16 protein-coding genes are annotated in these 22,021 nt (G+C 61.9%); 3 read left to right on the forward strand and 13 right to left on the reverse strand.

Translation table 11 applies throughout. The annotated features are described in order from the left end of the window. Positions 1 to 109: 109 nt before the first annotated feature. The 10 genes from miaB to murJ form a co-directional block, all read right to left on the reverse strand. Positions 110 to 1,453 carry a tRNA (N6-isopentenyl adenosine(37)-C2)-methylthiotransferase MiaB gene (miaB, locus tag QEZ49_RS12855; RefSeq protein ID WP_280388559.1) on the reverse strand — a complete coding sequence of 448 codons (1,344 nt, stop codon included), beginning with the start codon at positions 1,451 to 1,453 and terminating at the stop codon, positions 110 to 112. A 182-nt stretch (positions 1,454 to 1,635) separates the two neighbouring features. Further along, a complete protein-coding gene (locus QEZ49_RS12860; protein WP_280387467.1) occupies positions 1,636 to 2,550 on the reverse strand; it encodes a lysophospholipid acyltransferase family protein in 915 nt (304 codons plus the stop codon). Positions 2,551 to 2,618: 68 nt separating this feature from the next. Then, positions 2,619 to 3,062: a Fur family transcriptional regulator gene (locus QEZ49_RS12865; RefSeq protein WP_173954723.1), complete on the reverse strand. Its 444-nt coding sequence runs from the start codon at positions 3,060 to 3,062 to the stop codon at positions 2,619 to 2,621. Positions 3,063 to 3,206: 144 nt separating this feature from the next. Next, positions 3,207 to 3,692 carry a ribosomal protein S18-alanine N-acetyltransferase gene (gene rimI, locus QEZ49_RS12870; protein WP_280387469.1) on the reverse strand — a complete coding sequence of 162 codons (486 nt, stop codon included), beginning with the start codon at positions 3,690 to 3,692 and terminating at the stop codon, positions 3,207 to 3,209. Positions 3,693 to 3,697: 5 nt separating this feature from the next. After that, complete coding sequence (gene tsaB, locus QEZ49_RS12875) at positions 3,698 to 4,393, reverse strand: tRNA (adenosine(37)-N6)-threonylcarbamoyltransferase complex dimerization subunit type 1 TsaB (RefSeq protein ID WP_280387471.1); 696 nt, start codon at positions 4,391 to 4,393, stop codon at positions 3,698 to 3,700. Between the two features lie 55 nt (positions 4,394 to 4,448). After that, a complete protein-coding gene (locus QEZ49_RS12880) occupies positions 4,449 to 5,042 on the reverse strand; it encodes a malonic semialdehyde reductase (protein ID WP_280387473.1) in 594 nt (197 codons plus the stop codon). A 117-nt stretch (positions 5,043 to 5,159) separates the two neighbouring features. Further along, the gene (locus QEZ49_RS12885; RefSeq protein WP_068462130.1) at positions 5,160 to 5,714 is read right to left on the reverse strand and encodes a NifU family protein; all 555 of its coding nucleotides are present in this window, start codon (positions 5,712 to 5,714) and stop codon (positions 5,160 to 5,162) included. Positions 5,715 to 5,854: 140 nt separating this feature from the next. Further along, on the reverse strand, positions 5,855 to 6,361 hold the full coding sequence (locus QEZ49_RS12890) for a universal stress protein (protein ID WP_280387475.1): 507 nt from the start codon (positions 6,359 to 6,361) through the stop codon (positions 5,855 to 5,857). A gap of 135 nt (positions 6,362 to 6,496) precedes the next feature. Next, positions 6,497 to 7,555 carry a tryptophan--tRNA ligase gene (gene trpS, locus QEZ49_RS12895; protein WP_280387477.1) on the reverse strand — a complete coding sequence of 353 codons (1,059 nt, stop codon included), beginning with the start codon at positions 7,553 to 7,555 and terminating at the stop codon, positions 6,497 to 6,499. A gap of 139 nt (positions 7,556 to 7,694) precedes the next feature. Further along, positions 7,695 to 9,269 (reverse strand): murein biosynthesis integral membrane protein MurJ, encoded by a 1,575-nt coding sequence (gene murJ / locus QEZ49_RS12900; protein WP_280387479.1) that lies wholly within the window; start codon positions 9,267 to 9,269, stop codon positions 7,695 to 7,697. Positions 9,270 to 9,504: 235 nt separating this feature from the next. On the opposite strand from murJ, the gene QEZ49_RS12905 reads away from it, so the two are divergent. Next, complete coding sequence (locus QEZ49_RS12905) at positions 9,505 to 10,167, forward strand: rhomboid family intramembrane serine protease (RefSeq protein ID WP_280387481.1); 663 nt, start codon at positions 9,505 to 9,507, stop codon at positions 10,165 to 10,167. 117 nt (positions 10,168 to 10,284) lie between these two features. After that, complete coding sequence (locus QEZ49_RS12910) at positions 10,285 to 12,024, forward strand: OmpA family protein (protein WP_280387483.1); 1,740 nt, start codon at positions 10,285 to 10,287, stop codon at positions 12,022 to 12,024. Positions 12,025 to 12,218: 194 nt separating this feature from the next. Here QEZ49_RS12910 and QEZ49_RS12915 read toward each other — a convergent pair whose 3' ends face one another. Beyond that, positions 12,219 to 14,990, reverse strand: a complete 2,772-nt coding sequence (locus QEZ49_RS12915) for a [protein-PII] uridylyltransferase (RefSeq protein WP_280387485.1) — start codon at positions 14,988 to 14,990, stop codon at positions 12,219 to 12,221. An 87-nt stretch (positions 14,991 to 15,077) separates the two neighbouring features. Further along, positions 15,078 to 18,026, reverse strand: a complete 2,949-nt coding sequence (gene mutS / locus QEZ49_RS12920) for a DNA mismatch repair protein MutS (RefSeq protein WP_280387488.1) — start codon at positions 18,024 to 18,026, stop codon at positions 15,078 to 15,080. 261 nt (positions 18,027 to 18,287) lie between these two features. On the opposite strand from mutS, the gene QEZ49_RS12925 reads away from it, so the two are divergent. Further along, positions 18,288 to 20,576 carry an NADP-dependent malic enzyme gene (locus tag QEZ49_RS12925; protein WP_280387490.1) on the forward strand — a complete coding sequence of 763 codons (2,289 nt, stop codon included), beginning with the start codon at positions 18,288 to 18,290 and terminating at the stop codon, positions 20,574 to 20,576. A gap of 47 nt (positions 20,577 to 20,623) precedes the next feature. On the opposite strand, the gene QEZ49_RS12930 is transcribed toward QEZ49_RS12925, so the two are convergent. After that, complete coding sequence (locus QEZ49_RS12930) at positions 20,624 to 21,724, reverse strand: HAMP domain-containing sensor histidine kinase (protein ID WP_280387491.1); 1,101 nt, start codon at positions 21,722 to 21,724, stop codon at positions 20,624 to 20,626. Positions 21,725 to 22,021: the final 297 nt, after the last annotated feature.

Raw genomic sequence — 22,021 nt, forward strand, 5'->3', positions numbered from 1 at the left:
TAGGCGCTCCAGACGTCGTTCAATACGAATCGTCACATCGTTTGATCAGGATAGCACAGGAGCCCGTACCGGACGCCAGTGCATAACAGACCCAACCGTAGCCGGAACATCACTCCGGCCGTATGACACCGTTCAAACTATTGGGGCCAAATCCAGAAATTTCAACAGGTACGATTCGGCCCAGCATTTCCGCCGGCGCCTCCGCATAGACCGACTGCAAATAGGGCGAGCGGCCGATCAACTGCCCGGGGCGGCGTCCGGGGCGTTCAAACAGCACCGGCAGCGTGCGCCCGACGCATCCGGCCGCGAATGCCTGCTGCTGCTGCTCGACCAGCTTTTGCAGCCGCGCCAGCCGCTCCGCCTTCACATCCTCAGGCACCTGCTGGTCCATCTTCTCGGCCGGGGTGCCCGGACGCGGGCTGTACTTGAAGGAATAGGCCGCCGCAAAACCAATCTGCGAATAGAGATCCAGCGTCGCCTGGAATTCCGCGTCAGTCTCACCCGGAAATCCAACGATGATGTCAGTCGAAAGCGCCAGATCCGGTTGCGCGGCGCGGATGCGGGCCACCAGCGAGGAATATTCGGCCGCCGTATGCTTGCGATTCATCGCCGCCAGAATGCGATCGGCGCCGGACTGGAACGGCAGATGCAGATACGGCATCAGCTTTGGCTCATTGCCATGCGCGGCGATCAGATCGTCGTCCATGTCACGCGGATGAGAAGTGGTGTAGCGCAGCCGCTCCAACCCCTCGATCCCGGACAGATGCCGCACCAGATCGGCCAGCGAATACGTGCGCCTGTCCGGCCCTTCGCCATGATAGCCGTTGACGTTCTGGCCCAGCAGCGTCACCTCGCGCACACCGCCTGCAACCAGCGCCCGCGCTTCCTTCTCGACCTCAACGACGGCGCGCGAATATTCCATGCCGCGCGTGTAGGGCACGACGCAGAATGTGCAGAACTTATCGCAGCCTTCCTGCACGGTCAGAAATGCCGTCACGCCACGCGATGGCGCGCGCTGCGGCAGATGGTTGAACTTTTCCTCTTCGGGGAACTGCGTCTCAACCAGCGCACGGTTTTCAGCCCGCGTGCGCGCAATCAGTTCGCCCAGACGGTGGTAGCTTTGCGGGCCAACCACCAGATCGACCGCCGGCGCGCGACGCACGATTTCGGCGCCTTCCGCCTGCGCAACGCATCCGACCACTGCAATGACCGTGTCGCTGCCAACCTCGGCCCGCGCATCCTTCACCTGCCGGATGCGGCCAAGATCGGAATAGACCTTCTCGGCGGCCTTCTCGCGGATGTGACAGGTATTGAGGATGACGAGATCGGCATCATCCAGCGTTTCCGTTTCCGCGTAACCCTGCGCCGAAAGCGCCTCCGTCATGCGCTCGGAATCGTAGACGTTCATCTGGCAACCGAACGTGCGCACATAAACTTTGCGCGCATTGCCCATGGCATCAGGGTCCGCAGCGCCAGCAGGTGTCGCCGTAGCTTTCACCGCCTGCGTCGCCCCGCGCTGTGCCATAGTCGATTGGTTGCTCATCGTTCTGCGCGCTCGCCCGTCATTGCCACCGCCGCTGCGGTGTCCGGTTGTGCCTCGTTAAGGCCAGCCTGCTTCTTACAAAGCGTGGGCCTTCACGTCCACTTGCGACCGTCTTGCCCGGCCTGATCGGCCAATCGGCTCCGAACCGCCGATTGAGCGCTTTCCGGCGCGACCACTGCCACCGGCTCGTCTGCCGGGCGGCCACGCAGAATCCGTACCACGCCTTCCCTTACCTGGGCCTCACTGTGGCGCGCCAGCTCCTTGCGATCGGCAAAGCTTGTTAACGGCACCGGAGCGCTGACCCGAATTGTTACATCCAGCGGCCCCGCCTTCAGCAGCTCCCAGGCATGGCTGCGCATTTCCATGTCGCCATACCAGGCGATGCGCGGGCGTCCCTCACGTCCAACAGGGATGCCGTGCAAATGCGTGTAGACCGCTGACAAAGTCTGCACGACGGCCTGCTCCGCCTGCTCCCCACCAGCATCGCCTGCGACCGCCGCATCACGTGCGGCTGGCTTGGCGGCTGCGAACAGCGAGGTCATGAACGGCAGCACACGATTGCCATCGCTGGAGGTGCCTTCCGCAAACAACACAATGGTGTCACCCGCAGAAAGCCGCTGCGTTATCTCGCCAGCCGTCTGGCCAACCGCTGTGCGACGGGTGCGATCAACGAACACAGTTCGCTGTAGCCGCGCCAGCGACGACACAAACGGCCACGTGCTGACCTCGCGCTTGGCAACGAATGACAGCGGCGCCACCGCCGACAGCACGGGGATGTCGAGCCAGGTGGAATGATTGGCGATCAGCAGCACAGGGCGCTGCGGATCGACCTCACCCTCGATGTGCAGCCGTATGCCCAGCAGACGGCAAACCTGCCGATGATACCAATGGGGAAACGTGCGGGCGCGCTTGGAACCGCTGCGCACAAGCAGAGCCTGCACCGGCATCAACGGCAGCGTCAGCGCCAGGAAGCTCGCCAGAACGGAAGCGCCGCGGATTGCACCCATTGTTCGCTCCGTCAACGGCCGTCACTTACATCCGATCACGCCGGTTGCAATGACCAATGATGATACCATCAGCCCTTCTTCTCAGGCTTGATGCGCTCGCCGAAAAGCTCCAGCCGATGTCCGACCAGCTTGAAGCCCAGCTCCTCCGCAATTTTTTCCTGCAGCGCTTCGATCGCTTCGCTGTGAAACTCAATCACGGTGCCGGTATTGATGTCGATGAGATGATCATGATGATCGCGTGAGGCTTCCTCATAGCGTCCACGCCCGAGCCCGAAGTCGTGCCGTTCCAGAATGCCGTGCTCGGCAAACAGCTTTAACGTGCGATAAACCGTCGACAGCGAAATCCGCTGATCCACGGCATTGGCGCGCTGATAGACTTCTTCGACGTCCGGATGATCGTGCGCCTGCGACAGCACGCGGGCAATGACACGGCGCTGCCCGGTCATGCGCAGGCCGTGCTCCACACACAGCCGCTCAAGGGCGCTTTCGATATGGCTTGAAGATTGCTCCATAGGACGGCGCCTGCTCGCTGTCACCCGGTCACGGATGGGAATTTTCTTCTCGAACAAGCTTATAGGAAAGTGACGCAGGACCGTCCAGCCGCACAGATCAGGCGACGGTTCCGCTGTTTGCCAAGGCCAACGCCGATGGGCTCCTTAGAGATCCAACGCCAGAATTGCGGCGTCGACATTCGGCTGGCCGGCACGCTCATAATAGGCCTTGCGGCCGCCAACGCACACGAAACCAAGCCCCGTATACAGCTCCAGCGCTGCCTCGTTATCGACGGCAACTTCCAGAAACAACCGCTTTGCCTCGGAGCGGCGCGCAGCTCGAGCCAACCCCTCCAACATGCGCTTGGCGATGCCCCGCCGCTGCCATTCCGGCGCGACACCGATCGAGATGATTTCCGCCTCATCCGCAGTGATGCGACCGATAACAAAACCAACGATCTGCATCGGATCGCGCAACTGAGCGATGAACGACGCTGAGGTCGGATCCTCGATCGAAGTTGCGACGCTCTCGGCATCCCAGCCCGGCGAAAACAGCTTGCCATGCAATGCTGCTATCTCTTCCGCGCGTTCAGGACTGGCCCACAACAGGCTCAGATTTCTTGGGTCGAGCGGAGTTGCGGTCGTGGCCATGTCGGTCAAACCCTCGCGATCGTCTTGCCCTCCTGCGGACGCGCATCGGGCGGCCGCAGATAGAAGGGCAGAAGTGGTGCATCCGAAGGCTCAACGCCAACGGCAATATGTGCCAGCGCCACTGCATCCGGCAGCAGATCCGGCAAAGCAGCGCGTGCATCACGCCCATGCTCGACAGCTTTCGCAGCAAGCTGCTCTGCGGCCGAACCAACAAACACAACAGGATGGGAACCGCCCAGTTCCGCAGCGTCTGCAACAGACAGCAACTGCGGCGGCGAAGCGCTTTCTGCGCCGTGTTCGGCGTCAAAGAGTTGCGCATAAACTTCGCCGCGCCGCGCATCGACGACAACGGCCAGAGTGCGAGCGTCAATCTCGCGCCGCGCAACTTCGGCCATCACAGCCAAGCTGGAAACGCCGGTTGTGCGCGCGCCCGTAGCCAGCGCGATCGCCCGCGCGGCCGCAATGCCGATGCGGGTGCCGGTGAACGTGCCGGGGCCGGTGGTGACAGCGATATGGCCGATCGCGTTGAAATCGATCCCGGCCTGCTGCACCGCTTCGCCGATCATCGGCACAAGACGCGCGGCATGGCCGGTCTCGAAGCGCTCCATCGCGGAGCTCAGAACACGCAAATGATCGCCCTGCCGCTCGGCAACGCAGACCGAGCAGCCATCAAAGCAGGTATCGAATGCCAACAAAATCATACGCCGCACCCTATACGTTGAGCGCGACAGATTCATCATCCGATTTTGCTCTGCGTCAGACTATCTTGGCACAGTCATCGAACGGCAGGCGAGGCAGGCGCTGCATCAACGCTGAAGGCTCACCATAGCCGAGGTTGCAGAGGAAATTCGCCTTGATATCGGTGCCGGCGAAATAGGCCGCATCCACGGCAGCAGGATCGAAGCCAGACATTGGACCGACATCCAGCCCGAGCAGGCGTGCCGCCAGAATAAAATAGCCGCCCTGCAGCGTGCCGTTACGGAAGGCGCTCTCCTCGATCTTATCGGGCGCGCCGGTGAACAGCGGCCGCATGTCCTTGTGCGGGAACAGGCGCGGCAACTGCTCGTAGAACTTGAGATCGTAACCGATGATCGCGCACACAGGTGCCTGCTGTGTCTTGACGCGATTGCCCGAGCTTAGCATCGGCAGCAGACGCTCTTTCTCAGCAGCCGATTTCACGAACACGAAACGTGCCGGCTCGCAATTCACGCTGGTCGGGCCCAGGTTCACAAGTTCGACTAGCTTATGCAGCACGCTGTCTGGCACATCTTTTTGCTGCCAGGCGTTGTGCGAACGGGCGCCGTCACCCGAAAAGAGCTGCTCCAGCGCGGCATCGTTTATCGCTTGCATTCGTTAGTCTCCTGCGTGTGCATAAAAGAATGCTCCGCCCGGGGGAGCGGAGCACGTGATGTCGGTCGATCCATCCCATGGGACTGGCCGATGGATTGGCCCCGATGAATTAAATCGTCAGACCGCCTGAACTTCCTGCACTTCCGGGCAGAAATGCCGGAGCAGGTTTTCAATGCCATGGCGCAGCGTGGCGGTAGAGCTGGGGCAGCCCGCGCACGCACCGCGCATATGCAGATAGACGACACCATCGCGGAACGATGAAAACGTGATGTCACCGCCGTCCTGCGCAACCGCGGGGCGTACACGCGTTTCCAGCAGTTCCTTGATCGTGGCTACGACCGCTTCATCTTCGGGATCGTAGGCAGCAGTGCCGGTATCGTCGTTCGCCGTTTCGGCCACGACCGGAGCGCCGGACATGAAGTGCTCCATGATGGCGCCAAGGATCATCGGCTTCAGGTGCTGCCATTCCTCGTCGCCCTTGGTCACCGAAATGAAATCGGAGCCGAGAAACACGCCGCGCACGCCCTTGATGTCGAACAGGCGCGATGCAAGCGGAGACGCCAGCGCTTCACCCTTGTCAGTGAAATCGGCGGTTCCTTCAGCGAGCACGGCCTTGCCGGGAATGAACTTCAACGTCGAAGGATTAGGGGTCGCTTCGGTCTGTATGAACATGGCCTTGGCCTTTCCGCATTTTGCCTTCACCGCCCCGTTTGGTGGCCGAAAATCAGGACTGGTGAGACGAAACCTCTATTTAGAATTGCTCTAATGTAGCTATTCCGCACGGAATTTCAAAGTGGCCCTCAAGCCACCTTTTAATCCAGCGAGCGCACATCCTCCAGCGCGAGCGTACCGGGCACGATTGTAATCGGGATCGGGAAGCTGCCCATGGCGCCACTTGTCGCCAGCGACGATACCAGCGGGCCAGGTCCGGCGGCTTCGGACGCTGCGCCGAGCACCAGCACGGCGATGTCTTCGTCCTCATCGATCAGCTTGCGGATCTCATCGACCTCAGTGCCCTCGCGGATGACCTCTTCGCACGCGATGTTCTCATAGCCCGCGATATTGAGCTTGCGCCGCATGAGCCGAAACAGCGCCTTGGCCTTCGCGGTTTCCTCCTCGACGTGTTGCTGGCGCACGTTGATCCAGTGCTGAAAATCCTGCGGAACAATGATGTACAGCATCACCAACGAGCCTTGCGAACGCTGCATGCGGTTGGCCGCGTAATACAACGCGCTATCGACTTCCGGCTTCCCGTCGATGACGAGAAGGAACTTGCGGAAGTGATCAGCCTCAAAGGATCGGCGCTTTTGTACTGTCATACCGGCATGCTGCCATGCTGCTCCGAGGCCCACAACAGCGCCATGCCGATGCGGCTACCGCAAATAGTGGGCAGCGTTTTTCCAATCGCAAGGTGAGACGCCGCAAAAAGTGGAGAAGCGTCGCGGCTTTGTCCGTCAGGAACGGACAAAACCGACGATATCCTTCACCTTGTCCATGACGGGAGCCGCGATGGTGCGGGCGCGCTGCGAACCATCGGCCAGGATGCGATCGATCTCGGCCGGGTCAGCCATCAGGCGCTGAACCTCAGTGCGGATCGGCCCTAGCTTCTCAACGGCAACTTCCGTCAACGCGCGTTTAAGGCCCGTAAAGATGCTCGGCCCCTCATTCGAGGTGCTGATGAGCGTTTCGAGGCCCTTTTCCTTGGTTATCCCCGCCAGCGCCGCATAGATGCCGACCAGATTGTCGATCTCCGGACGCGCCTTCAGCTCCTCCAGACTGGAGGGCGGCGCGGGCTCCATGTCGGTCTTGGCGCGCTTGATCTTGTCGGCGATGACGTCAACGTCATCCATCAGATTGAGGCGCGACATATCCGAGGGCTCGGACTTCGACATCTTGCGCGTGCCATCGCGCAGGCTCATGACGCGCGTCGCCGGACCGGTGATGACGGGCTCGGGCTGCGGGAAAAAGATGCCGTCGTCATAACCGGCAGCGATGATCTCATCGCGGAAATCGTTGTTGAACTTCTGCGCGATGTCGCGCGCGAGTTCCAGATGCTGCTTCTGATCCTCGCCCACCGGCACGTGGGTGGCCTGATAGGCGAGAATGTCAGCGGCCATCAGATTGGGATAGGCATAGAGGCCGACGGACGCGTTCTCGCGATCCTTGCCGGCCTTCTCCTTGAACTGCGTCATGCGGTTGAGCCAGCCGAGGCGGGCGACGCAATTGAAGATCCACGCCAGTTCGGCGTGCTGGGCCACCTGGCTCTGATTGAACACGATGCTCTTCTGCGGATCGAGGCCCGACGCAATGTAAGCCGCCGTCACCTGGCGGATCGACTGGCGCAACTCGGCCGGATCCTGCTTGACGGTGATCGCGTGCAAATCCACGACGCAATAGATGCACTCGTGCGTCTTCTGCATCTCGATCCATTGCACCATCGCACCGAGGTAGTTCCCCAAGCGCAGGCTTCCGGTCGGTTGCATGCCGGAAAACACGCGTTCTTTAAATGCCATGAGAGCCCCTTCCGCGTTGGCGCGCGGGTTTATGGCGCGGCTGGGCCAAAGGCGCAAGGCTTTGGGCCGCGAAAGCCGCGATGTGGACTGGCAGCCGACGCCCTGCGTGTGCGCTCCCGCATCAGCAAAGGCTGCGATATCAGCGCTTGATGAAGCTACGGAGCTGCCGGCGATCGAGTGCGCCGGTCAGGAAAACGGCCACTGCGTATGTGACGAGCCCCGCGCCAACGACACCAAACAGCGCCAGGAAGCGGGACCATTCGGCGGCATCCGGCCCGAAATGATGGCTGAGCGCACGGGCGACCAGCCACAGCACGACACCCATCAGAACGCTGGCCAGCACGATCCGCGGCAGCGTGCGCTTGACGCGCCGATCCAGAACAAAATCGCCGCGCCGCGCCAGTGTTGCATAGAGTAGTCCGGCATTGAGCAGCCCGCCCAGCGTGGTGGCGACGGCGATGCCGAGATGGGGCATCCAGCCGTAGGAGCGGAACAGGAAGAACAGCGCGATGGAGCCGAGCGTGTTCGCCGTCAGGCTGATCATCGCATAGAACATCGGCGTCTTGGTGTCCTCACGCGCGAAGTATGACGGCGAGAACACCTTGATCAGCACGAAGCCGGGCAGACCAATTGCGAACACAGCGAGCAGCGCTGATGTGGCTGCGGTATCGCTGGCGAGGAACATGCCGCGCTCAAACAGCGCTGACACAATTGGCTGCGGCACCACCGCCAACGCGACAGCAGCCGGGAACGTCAGCAGCATGGAAAATTCTAACGAGCGGTTCTGCGCATCGTGCACCGCCTCGTGATTGCCCGCACGCAAATGACGCGACACATCCGGCAACAGCACCACACCGATAGCGATACCCACGATGGCGAGTGGAAGCTCATAAAGCCGATCGGCATAATAAAGCTGCGAAACGGCGCCGCCCTGCATCGAAGCGATGATGGTGCCGATGAGAATGTTGATCTGCGTGACGCCACCGGCAATCACGCCGGGAATGCCCAGTTTGATGAGGCGCCACATGCGCGGCGTCATGCGCGGACGGCGCAGTTTGAGCGTGAAATTGTTGCGCCTCAAACCATCGATCAGCAGCCAGAGCTGCAGCACGCCCGCAACGAAAACACCGATGGCCTGCACAATGCCGCCTGCGGGCGTGTTCTGATATCCCAACGCAAATCCGATAAAGATCGCCGCCAGCAAGGTGAGATTGAGAACGATCGAGACCGACGAGCTTTCAACGAACTTGCCGAACGTGTTGAGCACGCCGGAGAACAGCGCCACCAACGACATGCACAACAGATAAGGAAATGCGATCTGCGTGAGCAGCACGGCCAGATCGAACTTTTCCGGCGTTGCCGCGAAGCCCGGCGCCAGGATGTACATGAGCCACGGCATCGTCAGAATGGCGACGATGGTGAGCCCGATCAGCACCGCGAACAAACCGCTCATCGCTTCTTCAGCGAAAGCGCGCGCCTCATCCTTGCCGTTGCCCTCCAGCTCCTTGGCGAACAGCGGAATGAAGGCGGAGTTGAACGCCCCCTCACCGAACAGGCGGCGGAACAGGTTGGGAAAGCGGAACGCCACGTTGAAGGCGTCGGCCACCATGCCGGAACCGAAGGCCCATGCGAATGCGATATCGCGCATGAAGCCAAACACGCGGCTGACCATGGTGAGGCCGCCGACGGTTGCAAAGGAGCGGTATAGTTTCATCGGCGCCGAGCTGTACCGTGGTTTCCATGGGCAAACAGCCAGATGGCCTATCAGGGCAACAGGCTGCTGCGCAACGCCTATTGCTATGGCGAGGCTGTTCTAAGGCCCGATGCCGCGTTCTTTAGGTCGAAAGACGCCATGATGCCCTTGCTATCTCGCCGTTTTGCGAGCCGGACCGTTGACATACGATCCCGACACCGCACAACCTGACGGCAACCAGGGAGGAGCAGGCTGCATGTTCCCGTTAGGCGATGACAATTCTGCACGGCGCACGACGCCCTATGTCACCTATGCCCTGATCGCCATCAACGTGCTGGTGTTCCTGCTTGAATTGCAAGAAGGCGACGCCTTCATTCAGCAATGGGCGTTTATCCCGGCCCGATTTTCCGCTGACCCATATGGCAACATTCCAACGCTGTTCACCGCCATGTTCATGCACGGCGGCTGGATGCATCTGGGCGGCAACATGCTTTACCTGTGGATCTTCGGCGACAACGTCGAGGATCGATTCGGGCATCTCAAGTATCTGATTTTCTATCTGGTGGCAGGGCTGGCGGCGACGTTCGCCCAGTATCTGGTGCTGCCGGGCTCGAACATTCCGAATGTTGGCGCCTCGGGTGCGATCGCGGGCGTTCTGGGCGCCTATCTGCTGATGTTCCCGCGCGCCAGGGTAAACGTTTTGTTCGGGCGCGATGTGGTGGCGATGCCGGCCATCGTGGTGCTTGGGTTCTGGATCGTGCTGCAGCTTTTCAGCGGCGTCGGATCGATCGCCTACACTGATGAATCTACTCAGGATATGGGCGGCGTCGCCTACATGGCGCACGTTGGCGGCTTTTTCGCCGGCTTCCTGATGGCGTTTCTGTTCCGGGGAGCCGGCGACCGGCAGATCTCTTCCTGAACCGATGTCAGCGGTCGCTTTCAGGCTGAGCATCCTATGGGACGGCCTTGAATACAGGCCCTAAATGCCGGACACTCCGCCCCGCTGGGGCCGGGGGGCCCGTGCCGGAATGTATCCATGCTTTTGAAGTTCGTTGTTCCTTTGGTGCTGGGGTTGCTGTCGCTGTTTGGCGGCGCCGTGTGGCTGCTCGATGTAAATCCGCTGCCGCAACAGGCTGAGCGCGGGGCGACGCAAAAGGAAGCGGCTGCCGAGGAAACCGCGCCGAAACCGGCAGCGGAGAATCCCGCGAGTGATCTGGAAGCCCTGAAGGAGGCGCTGGCGCCAAGCGATGCGAAGTCTCCAGGGGATGCGCCCGCATTCGATATCGCGCGCATCGATCCGGAAGGGGCCTCGGTGTTTGCTGGTACGGGAGAGCCGAACAGCCGCGTGACGATCACGGCCGACGGGGAGGCAATCGGCACAGCAGACGTTGACGAGAACGGCGAGTGGGCGCTGACGATCGACAAGCCGATTTCCAACCCCGATGCGAAACTGGCGCTGTTCAAGGCGGCGCAAAGCGGATCGGCGCATGGAAGCGAGCGGGATCGGGTAGCGGCTCGTGCGGGCGAGCGGCAGGACGGCGGTACGGAACAACGCGACCACGGAGCTGTGGTGGCTGAAGCAGGGGATGCTTCAAACCACCCGCAAGCATCCAGGGCAGCGCGGCCACTGCCGCTTTCGCCTCCGAACATAGCCGGCAATGGCAATGCTGGGGCAGTTGCGCAGGCTACTGCGGGATCAGCGGAGCATGCGGCAGCTGCCGACGCCACTACGCCAGCCGGAAACGCGGGCGACGCTGCCGCACCCGCATCGGGCGCCGCGGCTGCCGTCAAGGCCGACCAGATGAAGAACCTGGAAGGCATGGTGGCGGAGGCCCGCGCAGAGGCTGAAGCGGAGGCGAAGGCGGCGAAGGAAGCACACGGCGAGGCTGAGACGCATGCCGGTCATGTGCATCAAGCGGAACCAGCAGATGCGGGGGCCGATGCTGCTGGCGCGCCGGGACAGCAACAGGCGTTGATGCCGAAGACGGCTGACAGCTCCGACGAAGCAGCCAAGGCACAAGCCGATGCACCGGCCGGGACGGCATCGGATAGCAATGCGGCCAGCGACGATAGACACGCGGAAGCCGCGCACGATCATCATGCCGATGCAGGTGGCGGCGCGGCGCAATCATCGGCGCAAGCCTCTCCATCGGCGGCGGACGCTGGTGGTCAGCATGCCGACACGAAACCGACGACATCACAGCCGGATACCGTTGTGTCGAACGGCGCTGCAACGGCTATCGCGGAGCAGGTGCCTGCAGCAGCCGCTTCCGCTGCGGCATTGCCACCAGCCACCGCGCTGTCCAGCGAGCCGCCGCAGAACGCCGCGACCGCCAGCGAATTGGCGCCAGCGACGGAAGTGGCCGCTGCTGATCTTTCGCCCACCGCAACGGCCAGAGAGGCCAGCGCCAACGTGGCGGCCACAAGCCTTTCCGTGCCGGTGCCGGTGACCTTCGTCTACAATCAGTCGACGTTGACGGCGGAGGGGCGACGCGCTGCCGGGTTGCTGTTGGAATACCTGCAGATCAAACGCTTTCCGAATGTGACGCTGACCGGCCATGCTGACGAACGGGGCTCGCACGAACTCAACATGCGACTTTCCCGCGATCGGCTGGAAGCTGTGGCCACGTTCCTGCGCGAAGGCGGTTATGAAGGGTCGCTGGAACTGGTGCCGAAGGGCAAGACGGAGCCGTATCTCGGCGTCGTGCGCGGGGACTTTGCCCAGGACGACCTATGGCAGCTTGACCGGCGCGTGGAGCTTGTCATCTCGCGCTAGAGCTTCTTCGTTGCAGCCAACTGCATCAGACGCACATGCGGCCACTGGCGTGGATCCCGACCTGCGTCGGGATGACGGTGTGAGGAGGCAGGAGCCTCGCATGACGGCTTGGTGGTTTCCAACAACAGTAACGCGGTGTAGTTAGAATTACGCGCCCGGCTGTGCGGAGCGCAGTCGTCGAGCGCACAAAAAAGCTATTTGCTGTCGCCAGCGTCACGGTCGAGCACCGCGATAAGCCGTTCGCGGATGGCATCCTGCCTCGCCTCGCGCTCGATCTTCTTGCCGGTGAGATCGGTAACGTAGAACACGTCGACGGCCTTCTCGCCGAACGTAGTTACATGCGCGGATGTGATGTCGAGCAGCAGATCCGACAGCGTGCTCGTCAGCTCATACAGCAGGCCGGGACGGTCGCGCCCCGCCACCTCGACCACCGTGTAATTATCAGATAACGCATTATTGATGATGACATCGGGTTCAACGGTGAAGGCCAGCACCCGCCGCGGCGGCGCAGCTCGCTCGGCTAAAAGTGTGTCGAGCCACGCATCGCCGCGCAACAGCCGCTCGATGAGAGCGCCGATGCGTTGACCACGGCGCAGTTCGTCCTCGTCGGTCTCAAATGCGCGATTGAGAACGAAGGTATCGAGCGCACGGCCATCGCGCGTGGTCATGATGTGCGCGCCAGCGATGTTCGCGCCGGTGGCGGCGCATGCACCCGCCAGTAGTGCCAGCAATCGCGGATGATTGGGCGCGACGACGGTCAACTCGGTGATGGCGGTGAACGCATCCGTGTGCGTATCGGTGGCGACGGCCAGTCCTTCCTGCTCCGCCTTGCGCAACAGGCGCGCATGCTCGATGCGATGCTCAGCATCGGTGCGCAACCAGTAATCGGGATAGTGCTGATCGATGTAACGATCGATCTCCTCCGGCGCCCAGTCGGTCAATTCGCGCCGCAACGCATCCTGCGCCTCGGCGACACGCTCGCTGCGCTTGATCTGTGTATGGCCGCCAGCCACGAGCGGTTCAGTCTCGTGATAGAGGGTGCGCAGGAGCTGACCCTTCCAGCCGTTCCACACCCCCGGACCGACAGCACGGATATCCGCAACGGTAAGCAGCAACAGCAGCTTCAGGCGCTCCGGGCTTTGCACCACATCGGCAAAATCGCGGATGGTTTTTGGATCCGACAGATCGCGGCTGTGCGCGATGTTGCTCATGGTGAGATGCTGCTCGATCAGCCACGCAACGGTTTCCGTTTCAGCCGCGGTGAGACCAAAGCGCGGCCCCAGCTTGCGCGCGACGCGGGCGCCGACGATGGAATGATCTTCAACGCGTCCTTTGCCGATGTCGTGCAGAAAAGCCGCAACATAAAGCGCCCGCCGATTCTTGATTGAACTGATGATCTTGGTTGCAAGCGGAAGCTCGTCGACAGCACCACCGCGTTCGATGTCAGCGAGCATGCCGACCGTTCGCAGCAGATGCTCGTCAACCGTATAGCTGTGATACATGTTGAACTGCGTCATGCCGACAACGCGGCCGAACTCCGGCACGAAACGCCCCAGCACACCCGCTTCGTTCATGCGCCGCAGCGACATCTCCGGATTTTCATGCCCGCTCAGCAACTCAAGAAAGATGCGATTGGCTTCCGGGTCGTTGCGCAGGTTGTCGTCGATCAGCAACCTCGATTGCCGTAGCAGGCGGATCGCATCGGGATGCAGAAATGAATTCGACAGATGCGCCGCAGAAAAAAAGCGTACGAGATTTACCGGATCGCGGCGAAATACATCTGAGTCCGATACATTGAGGCGATCGTTCTCAACCCTGAAATCGGTGCGCGTGCGCAACTGACGGCGCTGCTTCCAGCTCGATGGCCGGAAATAGCTGCCAATTGCCGGCGTGCCCTTGAGCTGCTGCATTTCCAGCGCCGAACACAGGATGGTGGTGAGATCGCCCACATCTTTCGCGACAAGAAAATAATGCTTCATGAAGCGTTCGACGCCGCGCAGGCCTCCGCGATCATTGTAGCCGAGTTGTCGCGCCATCCATGGCTGCACGTCAAACGAGAGCAACTCTTCGGCGCGGCCTGAACCGAAGTGCATGAAGCAGCGCACCGTCCATAGAAAATCTTCGCACCGCCGATAGGTCGCAACTTCAGAAGGGCGAAAAATTCCAGCCGCGACGGTCATCGCGCCGACGCCCTGGCCGTAAATGTATTTCGACAGCCAATGCAGCGTATGCAGATCGCGTAAGCCGCCTTTGCCGTCCTTGACGTTGGGCTCCACCTTGTAGCGGCTCTCGCCCGCCACGCGGTGTCGCGCATCGTGTTCGGCCATCTTCGCGTCTATGAAGGCGCGCGCCGTACCCGCAACAACCTCGGTGTGGAAGCGGTCCTCAAACTCGCCGAAAAGTTGACCGTCGCCGTAAATCAGGCGGGCGTCGAGCAAGGCAGTGCGGATGGTGATGTCGGAGCTGAGCTTGATGCACTGGTCGATGGTGCGCGTGGCGTGCCCGACCTTGAATCCCAGATCCCACAGCGCATAGAGAATGTATTCGGCGACGCTCTCAGCCCATGCCGTTTTTTTGTAGGGCAGCAAAAACAGCAGATCGATGTCCGACCCCGGCGCCAGCAGACCGCGCCCGTAGCCGCCGGTTGCAACAATAGCCATCCGCTCCGCGTCGGAAGGATTGGTGGCCCGGTAGATGTTGTCGACCGTGTAATCGTAGAGCAGACGGATCAGCTCATCCTGAAAGTGCGACAACCCCTCGGCGCACTGGCGGCCGCGATGACCGACCTCAAGCTGCGCCCGTGCCAGCGCGCGGGCATCGGCAACGAGGCGCTTTAGCCGTTCGACCACCGCGTTACGCGCCTTGTCGGCGACGCCGCCGTGTTCACGCAGGATGGCGGCAAGCTCGGCGCGCATTGCCGCCGGATCGAAATAGGGCGCTGGTGTCTGTTCGTTGGCCGTATCCATACGTGTTTCGCCAGCGACCCTTCTCAATTGCAAGCGGCCCTACCGTGCGCCCCGCCTGTTTAACGTCTCACTTAGTTCGGAAGCACTCTACGAATGCTTCGTTCGTAGCGCCTTGAGCCGATAGATAGCATCCAGCGCCGCGCGTGGCGTCAACTCATCGGGCTGCATGGCATCAAGCGCCATTTCCAACGCTGTGGGACCGGCGGGCTGAGGCGGCGGCGCTGCGGGCTGGCTTGCTGCAAACAGCGGCAGGTCATCCAGACCGCCATTGCGCGCGCCCTTCCCGCGTTCCGACTTTTCCAGCAGCGCCAGAACTTCTCGCGCGCGGCCAACGACACCCTCCGGCAAGCCGGCGAGCTTGGCGACCTGAATACCATAGGAGCGGTCGGCCGCGCCTGACTTAACTTTGTGCAGAAAGACGATATCATCCTGCCATTCGCGCACGTCGATGGTGACATTGACGACGCCCGCGAGACGGCGCGCCAGATCGGTAAGCTCGTGGTAATGGGTGGCGAAAAGTGCGCGTGCGCGCAGCACATCGTGCAGATATTCCACCGTTGCCCACGCGATCGACAGGCCATCGAAGGTGGCCGTGCCGCGCCCGATCTCATCCAGAATGACTAAAGATCGATCACTTGCCTGATTGAGTATCGCCGCTGTCTCGACCATCTCGACCATGAATGTGGAGCGGCCGCGCGCCAGATCGTCCGAGGCGCCGACACGGCTGAACAGGCGGTCCAGCGCACCGATGGTGGCGGAGCGGGCGGGAACGTAAGCGCCCATTTGCGCCAGCACAGCGATGAGCGCGTTCTGGCGCAGGAAGGTTGATTTGCCCGCCATGTTGGGGCCGGTGACGAGCCAGATGTTGCCGTCGTGCTCGCTTGTGGCGGGCGCGTGCGCGACCCCCGCTGTATCGTCTTCCGATGCTGATGCGCCAGCCGACAACACGCAGTCGTTTTCGATGAACGCTCCCGCCTTCGCAGCCCGAAGCGCCTGCTCCACCACGGGATGGCGTCCGCCGCGAATATCGAACACGCGACTATTGTCGACGACGGGGCGGACGTAATCTTCCTCACGCGCCAGTTCCGCCAGCGCCGCTGTGGCGTCCAGCTCTGCCAAGGCTGCCGCGATGCGTCCGAGGCCATCGACACTGGCCTCAATGGCGCGCGCCAGATCGGCAAATATTTCCTGCTCAAGACTGAGCGCACGCTCGCTTGCCGATGCGATGCGACCTTCGATCTCGCTAAGCTCAATGGTGGTGAAGCGGACAGCGCTGGCCATCGTCTGGCGATGGCGAAACTCGGATGAGAGCGGCTCTTCAAGCAGCGGCTTGGCGTTGCCCTGCGTGACCTCGATGAAATAACCCAGGATATTGTTGTGGCGCACCTTGAGCGATTTAACGCCGGTCTGCTCGACGTATTTCGCTTCCAGACCGGCTATGACACCGCGGCCATCTTCTTTCAGGCGGCGCACATCGTCCAGCTCGGTGCGATATCCCGGCCGCACGAAATTGCCGTCGCGTTTCAGGTGCGGTGGATCTTCGACCAGCGCGTCGGTGAGCATGGCGCTGAGATCGGGCGTCACCGCGCGCTGTTCGCTCGCGATGCGCTGCAGCTCCTCCGGCAAGCCGATGCCGGAAGTCTCGTTCTCAAGCAGATCGGCGCAGCGGGCGGCACAGGCTAGGCCATCGCGCACGGCGGCGAGATCGCGCGGCGAACCACGCCCGAAGCTGAGCCGCGACGTGGCACGGGCGATGTCGGGGGCGGCGTTGAGCGCAGCACGCAGATCGGAGCGCAGAGTTTCCTGACCGATGAGATAGCCGACCGCATCGAGCCGCGCGTTGATGCGCGCAACATCGCGCAGCGGGCTGGCGAGACGGGCGGCAAGTTCACGCGCGCCGCTGCCGGTAACTGTGCGGTCGATGGCCGACAGCAGACTGCCCTGCCGGTCGCCCGACGCCGAACGCACCAGCTCCAGACTGGCACGGCTGGCGGCATCGATGAGCAGAATGGAATCGGAACCGGAACGCTTCGGCGGGCGCAGCGCGGGCTGCTGGCCCATCTGCGTCAGCTCGATGTATTTCAAGATGGCGCCGAGCGCGGCCAACTCAGCACGGGTGAAGCTGCCGAAGCCGCCCAGTTCCGCCACCTTGAGATGCTTTTTGAGGCTCGCTTCACCGCCGAGGCTGTCGAAGTATGCGTTCGGAACCGGCGTTGCAGCCGCGCCGAGCCGGACGATCCAGCCGCGTACATCGGCATCGGCGAGCACTGCGTCGGATGTGATGACTTCGCCGGGGGCAAGTCGCGCAAGTTCGCCCGGCAGATCGGCAGCGGCGATCTCGCCGACCTCCATCTCACCGGTTGAGATGTCGACGGAAGCAAGCGCGTAGGAACCCGCGCTGCCGCTGCCTGCTACAGCCTGCACGGGGGGCCTGAACAGCGCCGTGAGATAGTTGCGGACCTTGGCGTCGAGCAGCGCTTCTTCCGTGATCGTGCCCGGCGTGACCAGCCGCACGACGTCACGGCGGACGACCGACTTGGAACCGCGCTTGCGCGCCTCGGCCGGATCTTCGAGTTGCTCCGCCACGGCGACGCGATGGCCAGCGCGGATGAGACGCTGCAGATATTCGTCGGCGCGGTGCACGGGCACGCCGCACATGGGGATGTCCTGCCCCGCATGCTTGCCGCGCTTGGTGAGCACGATGCCGAGCGTCGCGGCGGCGATGGCGGCGTCCTCAAAGAACAGCTCGTAGAAATCGCCCATGCGATACCAGAGCAGGCAATCAGGATGCGCAGCCTTGATCTCCAGGAACTGCGCCATCGAGGGCGAAGCGTCGGCAATGGCTGACGGCGTGGTGAGCGGTTGGCCGGTTGCAGCGGAGGCGGTTGCCCCAGCGGAAGCAGCATCACCGGCGGCCGCGTCGGCTACAGCGCCGATGCCAGCCTGATCGTCAGCGAAGCCGGAATTGTCGTCAGTGGCGGGGGCTGCCACGTAAGCGCCGGTTCGCTGCTTCGCCTGTGCTTCTTTACCGGCCATTGGCGGCCATCCCCCACATCCATCGCCTTACGTCTTTAGGCGGAGACCACGACCGCCCACATGACGGTTCGCCGTACCTGCCCAAGCGGCCGGGCGCAATGAAATCAGGTGTTTCTTTCACATGCAAAGCGATGCGGCTTTACGCTTCGTCACAACCTGCGTGCCTAGTATAGCCAATGGCTTGATTGTTTATGCGCACCCGCACGCCTATGGTGCGGGGCTTTTCAACAGAATATCCCCAGAGGACGCACAGTTTCTCCAATGAGCTCTTCCCGTAATCCGAAAGCCGAAGCCGTTCATTTCACCGATCAAGAAGCGCTACAGTTCCACGCGCAGGGAAAGCCGGGAAAACTGGAGATCACACCGACAAAGCCGCTGGCGACACAGCGGGACTTGTCGCTGGCCTATTCGCCCGGCGTTGCGGCACCCGTGCACGCCATCGCCGAGAACCCGCACGCGGCCTATGACTACACGAACAAAGGCAATCTCGTTGCTGTGGTTTCGAACGGGACGGCAATTCTGGGTCTCGGTAATCTGGGGGCGCTGGCCTCCAAGCCGGTGATGGAGGGCAAGGGCGCGCTGTTCAAGCGCTTCGCCGACATCGACGCCATCGACCTGCTGGTCGACACCCAGGACACCGAGGAGTTCATCAACTCGGTGCGGTTCCTTGGCCCCTCATTTGGCGGCATCAACCTTGAGGACATCAAGGCGCCGGACTGCTTCATTATTGAGCAGCGCCTGAAAGAGCTGATGAACATCCCGGTGTTCCACGACGACCAGCACGGCACCGCCATCATCTGCGCAGCCGGACTGATCAATGCAGCTGCACTGACGGGGCGTGAGCTGAAGGACTGCAAGCTGGTGGTGAACGGCGCGGGCGCGGCTGGCATCGCATGCCTTGAACTCGCCGTTGCCATGGGCATCCCCAAGAGCAACGTGATCCTGTGCGACACCAAGGGCGTCGTCTATCAGGGCCGCAAGGAAGGCATGAACCAGTGGAAGTCCGCCTACGCGGCGGACACCAAGGCGCGCACATTGGCCGAAGCGCTGGAAGGCGCGGACGTGCTGTTCGGCCTGTCGGCCAAGGGCGCTGTTACCGCCGACATGGTGCGATCGATGGCGGAGAAGCCGATCATCTTCGCGATGGCCAATCCTGATCCGGAAATCACGCCGGAAGAAGTGGCGGCGGCGCGCAGCGACGCCATCGTAGCGACGGGCCGCTCCGACTATCCAAACCAGATCAACAACGTGCTGGGCTTCCCGTTTATCTTCCGTGGCGCTCTGGACGTGCAGGCCTCAACCATCAACGAAGCGATGAAGATTGCCGCAGCCGAAGCGCTGGCGGCGCTGGCACGTGCAGAAGTTCCCGATCAGGTTGCAGCAGCCTACGCGGGCCGGCAACCGAGCTTCGGTCCGGAGTACATCATTCCGGCACCGTTTGACCCGCGCCTGATCGTTACCGTCGCCACAGCTGTTGCCAAGGCAGCGATGGATTCAGGCGTGGCGCGGCGGCCCATCGTCGACATGGATGCTTACACTGCGCAACTGCGCGGGCGCCTCGATCCGCTGGCCGGGTGGCTGCAATCGACCTACGCCGCGGTGCGTGCAAATCCGAAGCGGGTTGTGTTTGCCGAAGGCGAAGAAGCAGCGGTGATCCGCGCAGCGCACACGTATTTCACCGAGGGCTTCGGTGTACCGATCCTGATCGGCACAGAAACCGTGGTCCGCCGGCGCTTCAAGGAGCTGGGCATTCCACTGCGGCCGGAATTCCAGATCTACGACACGCGCAAAAGCACGCACGTGGAAGAGTTCACCAACTATCTTTACGCGCGCCTGCAGCGGCGCGGCTATCTGAAGCGTGATTGCCAGCGCCTTGCCACCAACGAACGCAACGTGTTCGGCGCGCTGATGGTGGCGCACGGGATGGCGGACGCACTCGTTACCGGTGTGACGCGTAGCTGGACCAACGTTTTTGACGAAATCACCCGCGTGCTGGACGAAGAGCCTGGCCACCACCTGATCGGCGCATCGATGGCGCTGCTGCGTGGCCGCGCCGTACTGATTGCCGACACCAGCGTGCACGACATGCCGGACGCGGTGCAGCTTGCCAACATCGCAACCGAAGCCGCGCGCTCCGCCCGCAGCTTTGGCATGGAACCGCGCGTCGCGTTTCTCGCCTACTCCACGTTTGGTCAGCCGAAGGGCGAACGCTCCGATCAGGTGCGCGAAGCCGTGGCGATTCTCAGCGAACGGCAGGTTGATTTCGAGTTCGATGGCGACATGGCCGCCGATGTTGCGCTGAACCGCGATCTGATGCGGCATTATCCGTTCTGCCGCTTGTCGGACACGGCCAATGTGCTGGTGATGCCAGCGTTCCACGCCGCATCGATCTCGACCAACATGCTGAAGGAGCTGGGTGGCGCAACGGTGATCGGGCCCATACTGGTTGGATTGTCCCGCCCGGTGCAGATCTGCGAGTTTGGCGCCAAGGACTATGACATCGTCAACATGGCCGCCATCGCGGCACATGATGCCGGCCGCAAAGGCTGACCTGCAAACCTGTTCGGCACCAAGACTATGACATCGGGCGATGCTTCTCAGGCTTCGCCCGATTGCGCCGCGTGATTCATCACCGGCAAGTCGATGATGAAACGCGTGCCACCATTAGCGCGCGAACTGCACGTGATGGTGCCGCCGATACCCTCAACGATCATGCGGCAGAACGACAGCCCAAGACCTGTTCCGACGCCAATGCGCTGCGTCGTCACATAGGGCGCGAACACGCTATCGATGATTTGCGGCGGGATGCCCAGACCGGTATCTGAGACGATGATGCTGTTGCGGTTCTCGCCGCGCTTCAGAGCGATGGTGAGATTTGGTTCAGGCGCGCGCTCATCCTCGCCTTCCAACGCGCGCTCACGAATCGCGCGCAAGCCGTTCTGCATCAGATTGAACAGCACGTGCGTCATCAACAGGTCCGACCCCTTGAAGCTGAAATCTTCTTCAAGCTCCATCCGAACGATGCCACGCTCATCCGGCCGGAAGCTGTAACGCTCAACGGCGGTGAGCACGATGGACGACATGCGCTGGAGATCACCCGCGTCTCCATCGGAATGCGCGTCACCGGCGTTGCCAAGCATGAGGTCGATGACCGAATTGGCCGATGTCACGTGCTGCTGCATCCGCCGGATCGAACCGATAATTTTCTGACGGGCCGCTGATTCCGGTAGCCGGCTCAAAAGCCACTCGCAGCCATCGGCCTCAAGACGAATACCGGCCAGCGGCGTTCTGCATTCATGCGCGACTTGATCGGCAAGCGCAGCCGCCTCATTCTCGCGCTCAGCAACCTCCGATGCCTGCATGTGACGAAGCGCAAACGCGGCAGCGAGCACGGCGCCATAAACCGGCAGCATCTCTAGCCAAGCAGCCGGAAGCGGCGCGCCATCCGTTACGATGAGAAACACACCCATCGCCGCCAGTACGCCGATGACAACAGCGGCAATGCCATTGGGAACATCATAAAGCTGCACGGCAACGATGAGGCTGGCTATGGCCACGACCGGCCACACAGAGCTCTCGGCATTCATCAGCAGCATGAGCGTACTGAAAAACGGCAGACAATAAAGCAGCGCCGCGTAGGACACCGCCAACACATGCCGCCGCATATCAATCGGCCAATGGTTTTTCGCTGCGATCATGACGCTCAATCCCCAGCCCATTGCAAACCAGACGCCGACAGATCGCTGAGGCAGCGGCGTCAGAGACGAGTACAGGAAGTAACCGACTGGAAACGCCATCACCCCGAAGGCCGCCGCAAGACGAAGGCTTCGCTCAGTACGCAAATAGTTGCAGCCAAAGCTATGCAGCAGTGCGCGCCCAATAGAACTTGCATGGCGCTCGACAGCGACCTTCGAACGGCGCACTGCGGCTGCACCGGCCAACGGCATTAGCGACAAACGTGCTGATAATTGAAGCATCTAAATTTTTAGCCGAGG

The sequence above is a fragment of the Hyphomicrobium sp. D-2 genome (assembly GCF_029872155.1).
Classification (GTDB): domain Bacteria; phylum Pseudomonadota; class Alphaproteobacteria; order Rhizobiales; family Hyphomicrobiaceae; genus Hyphomicrobium_A.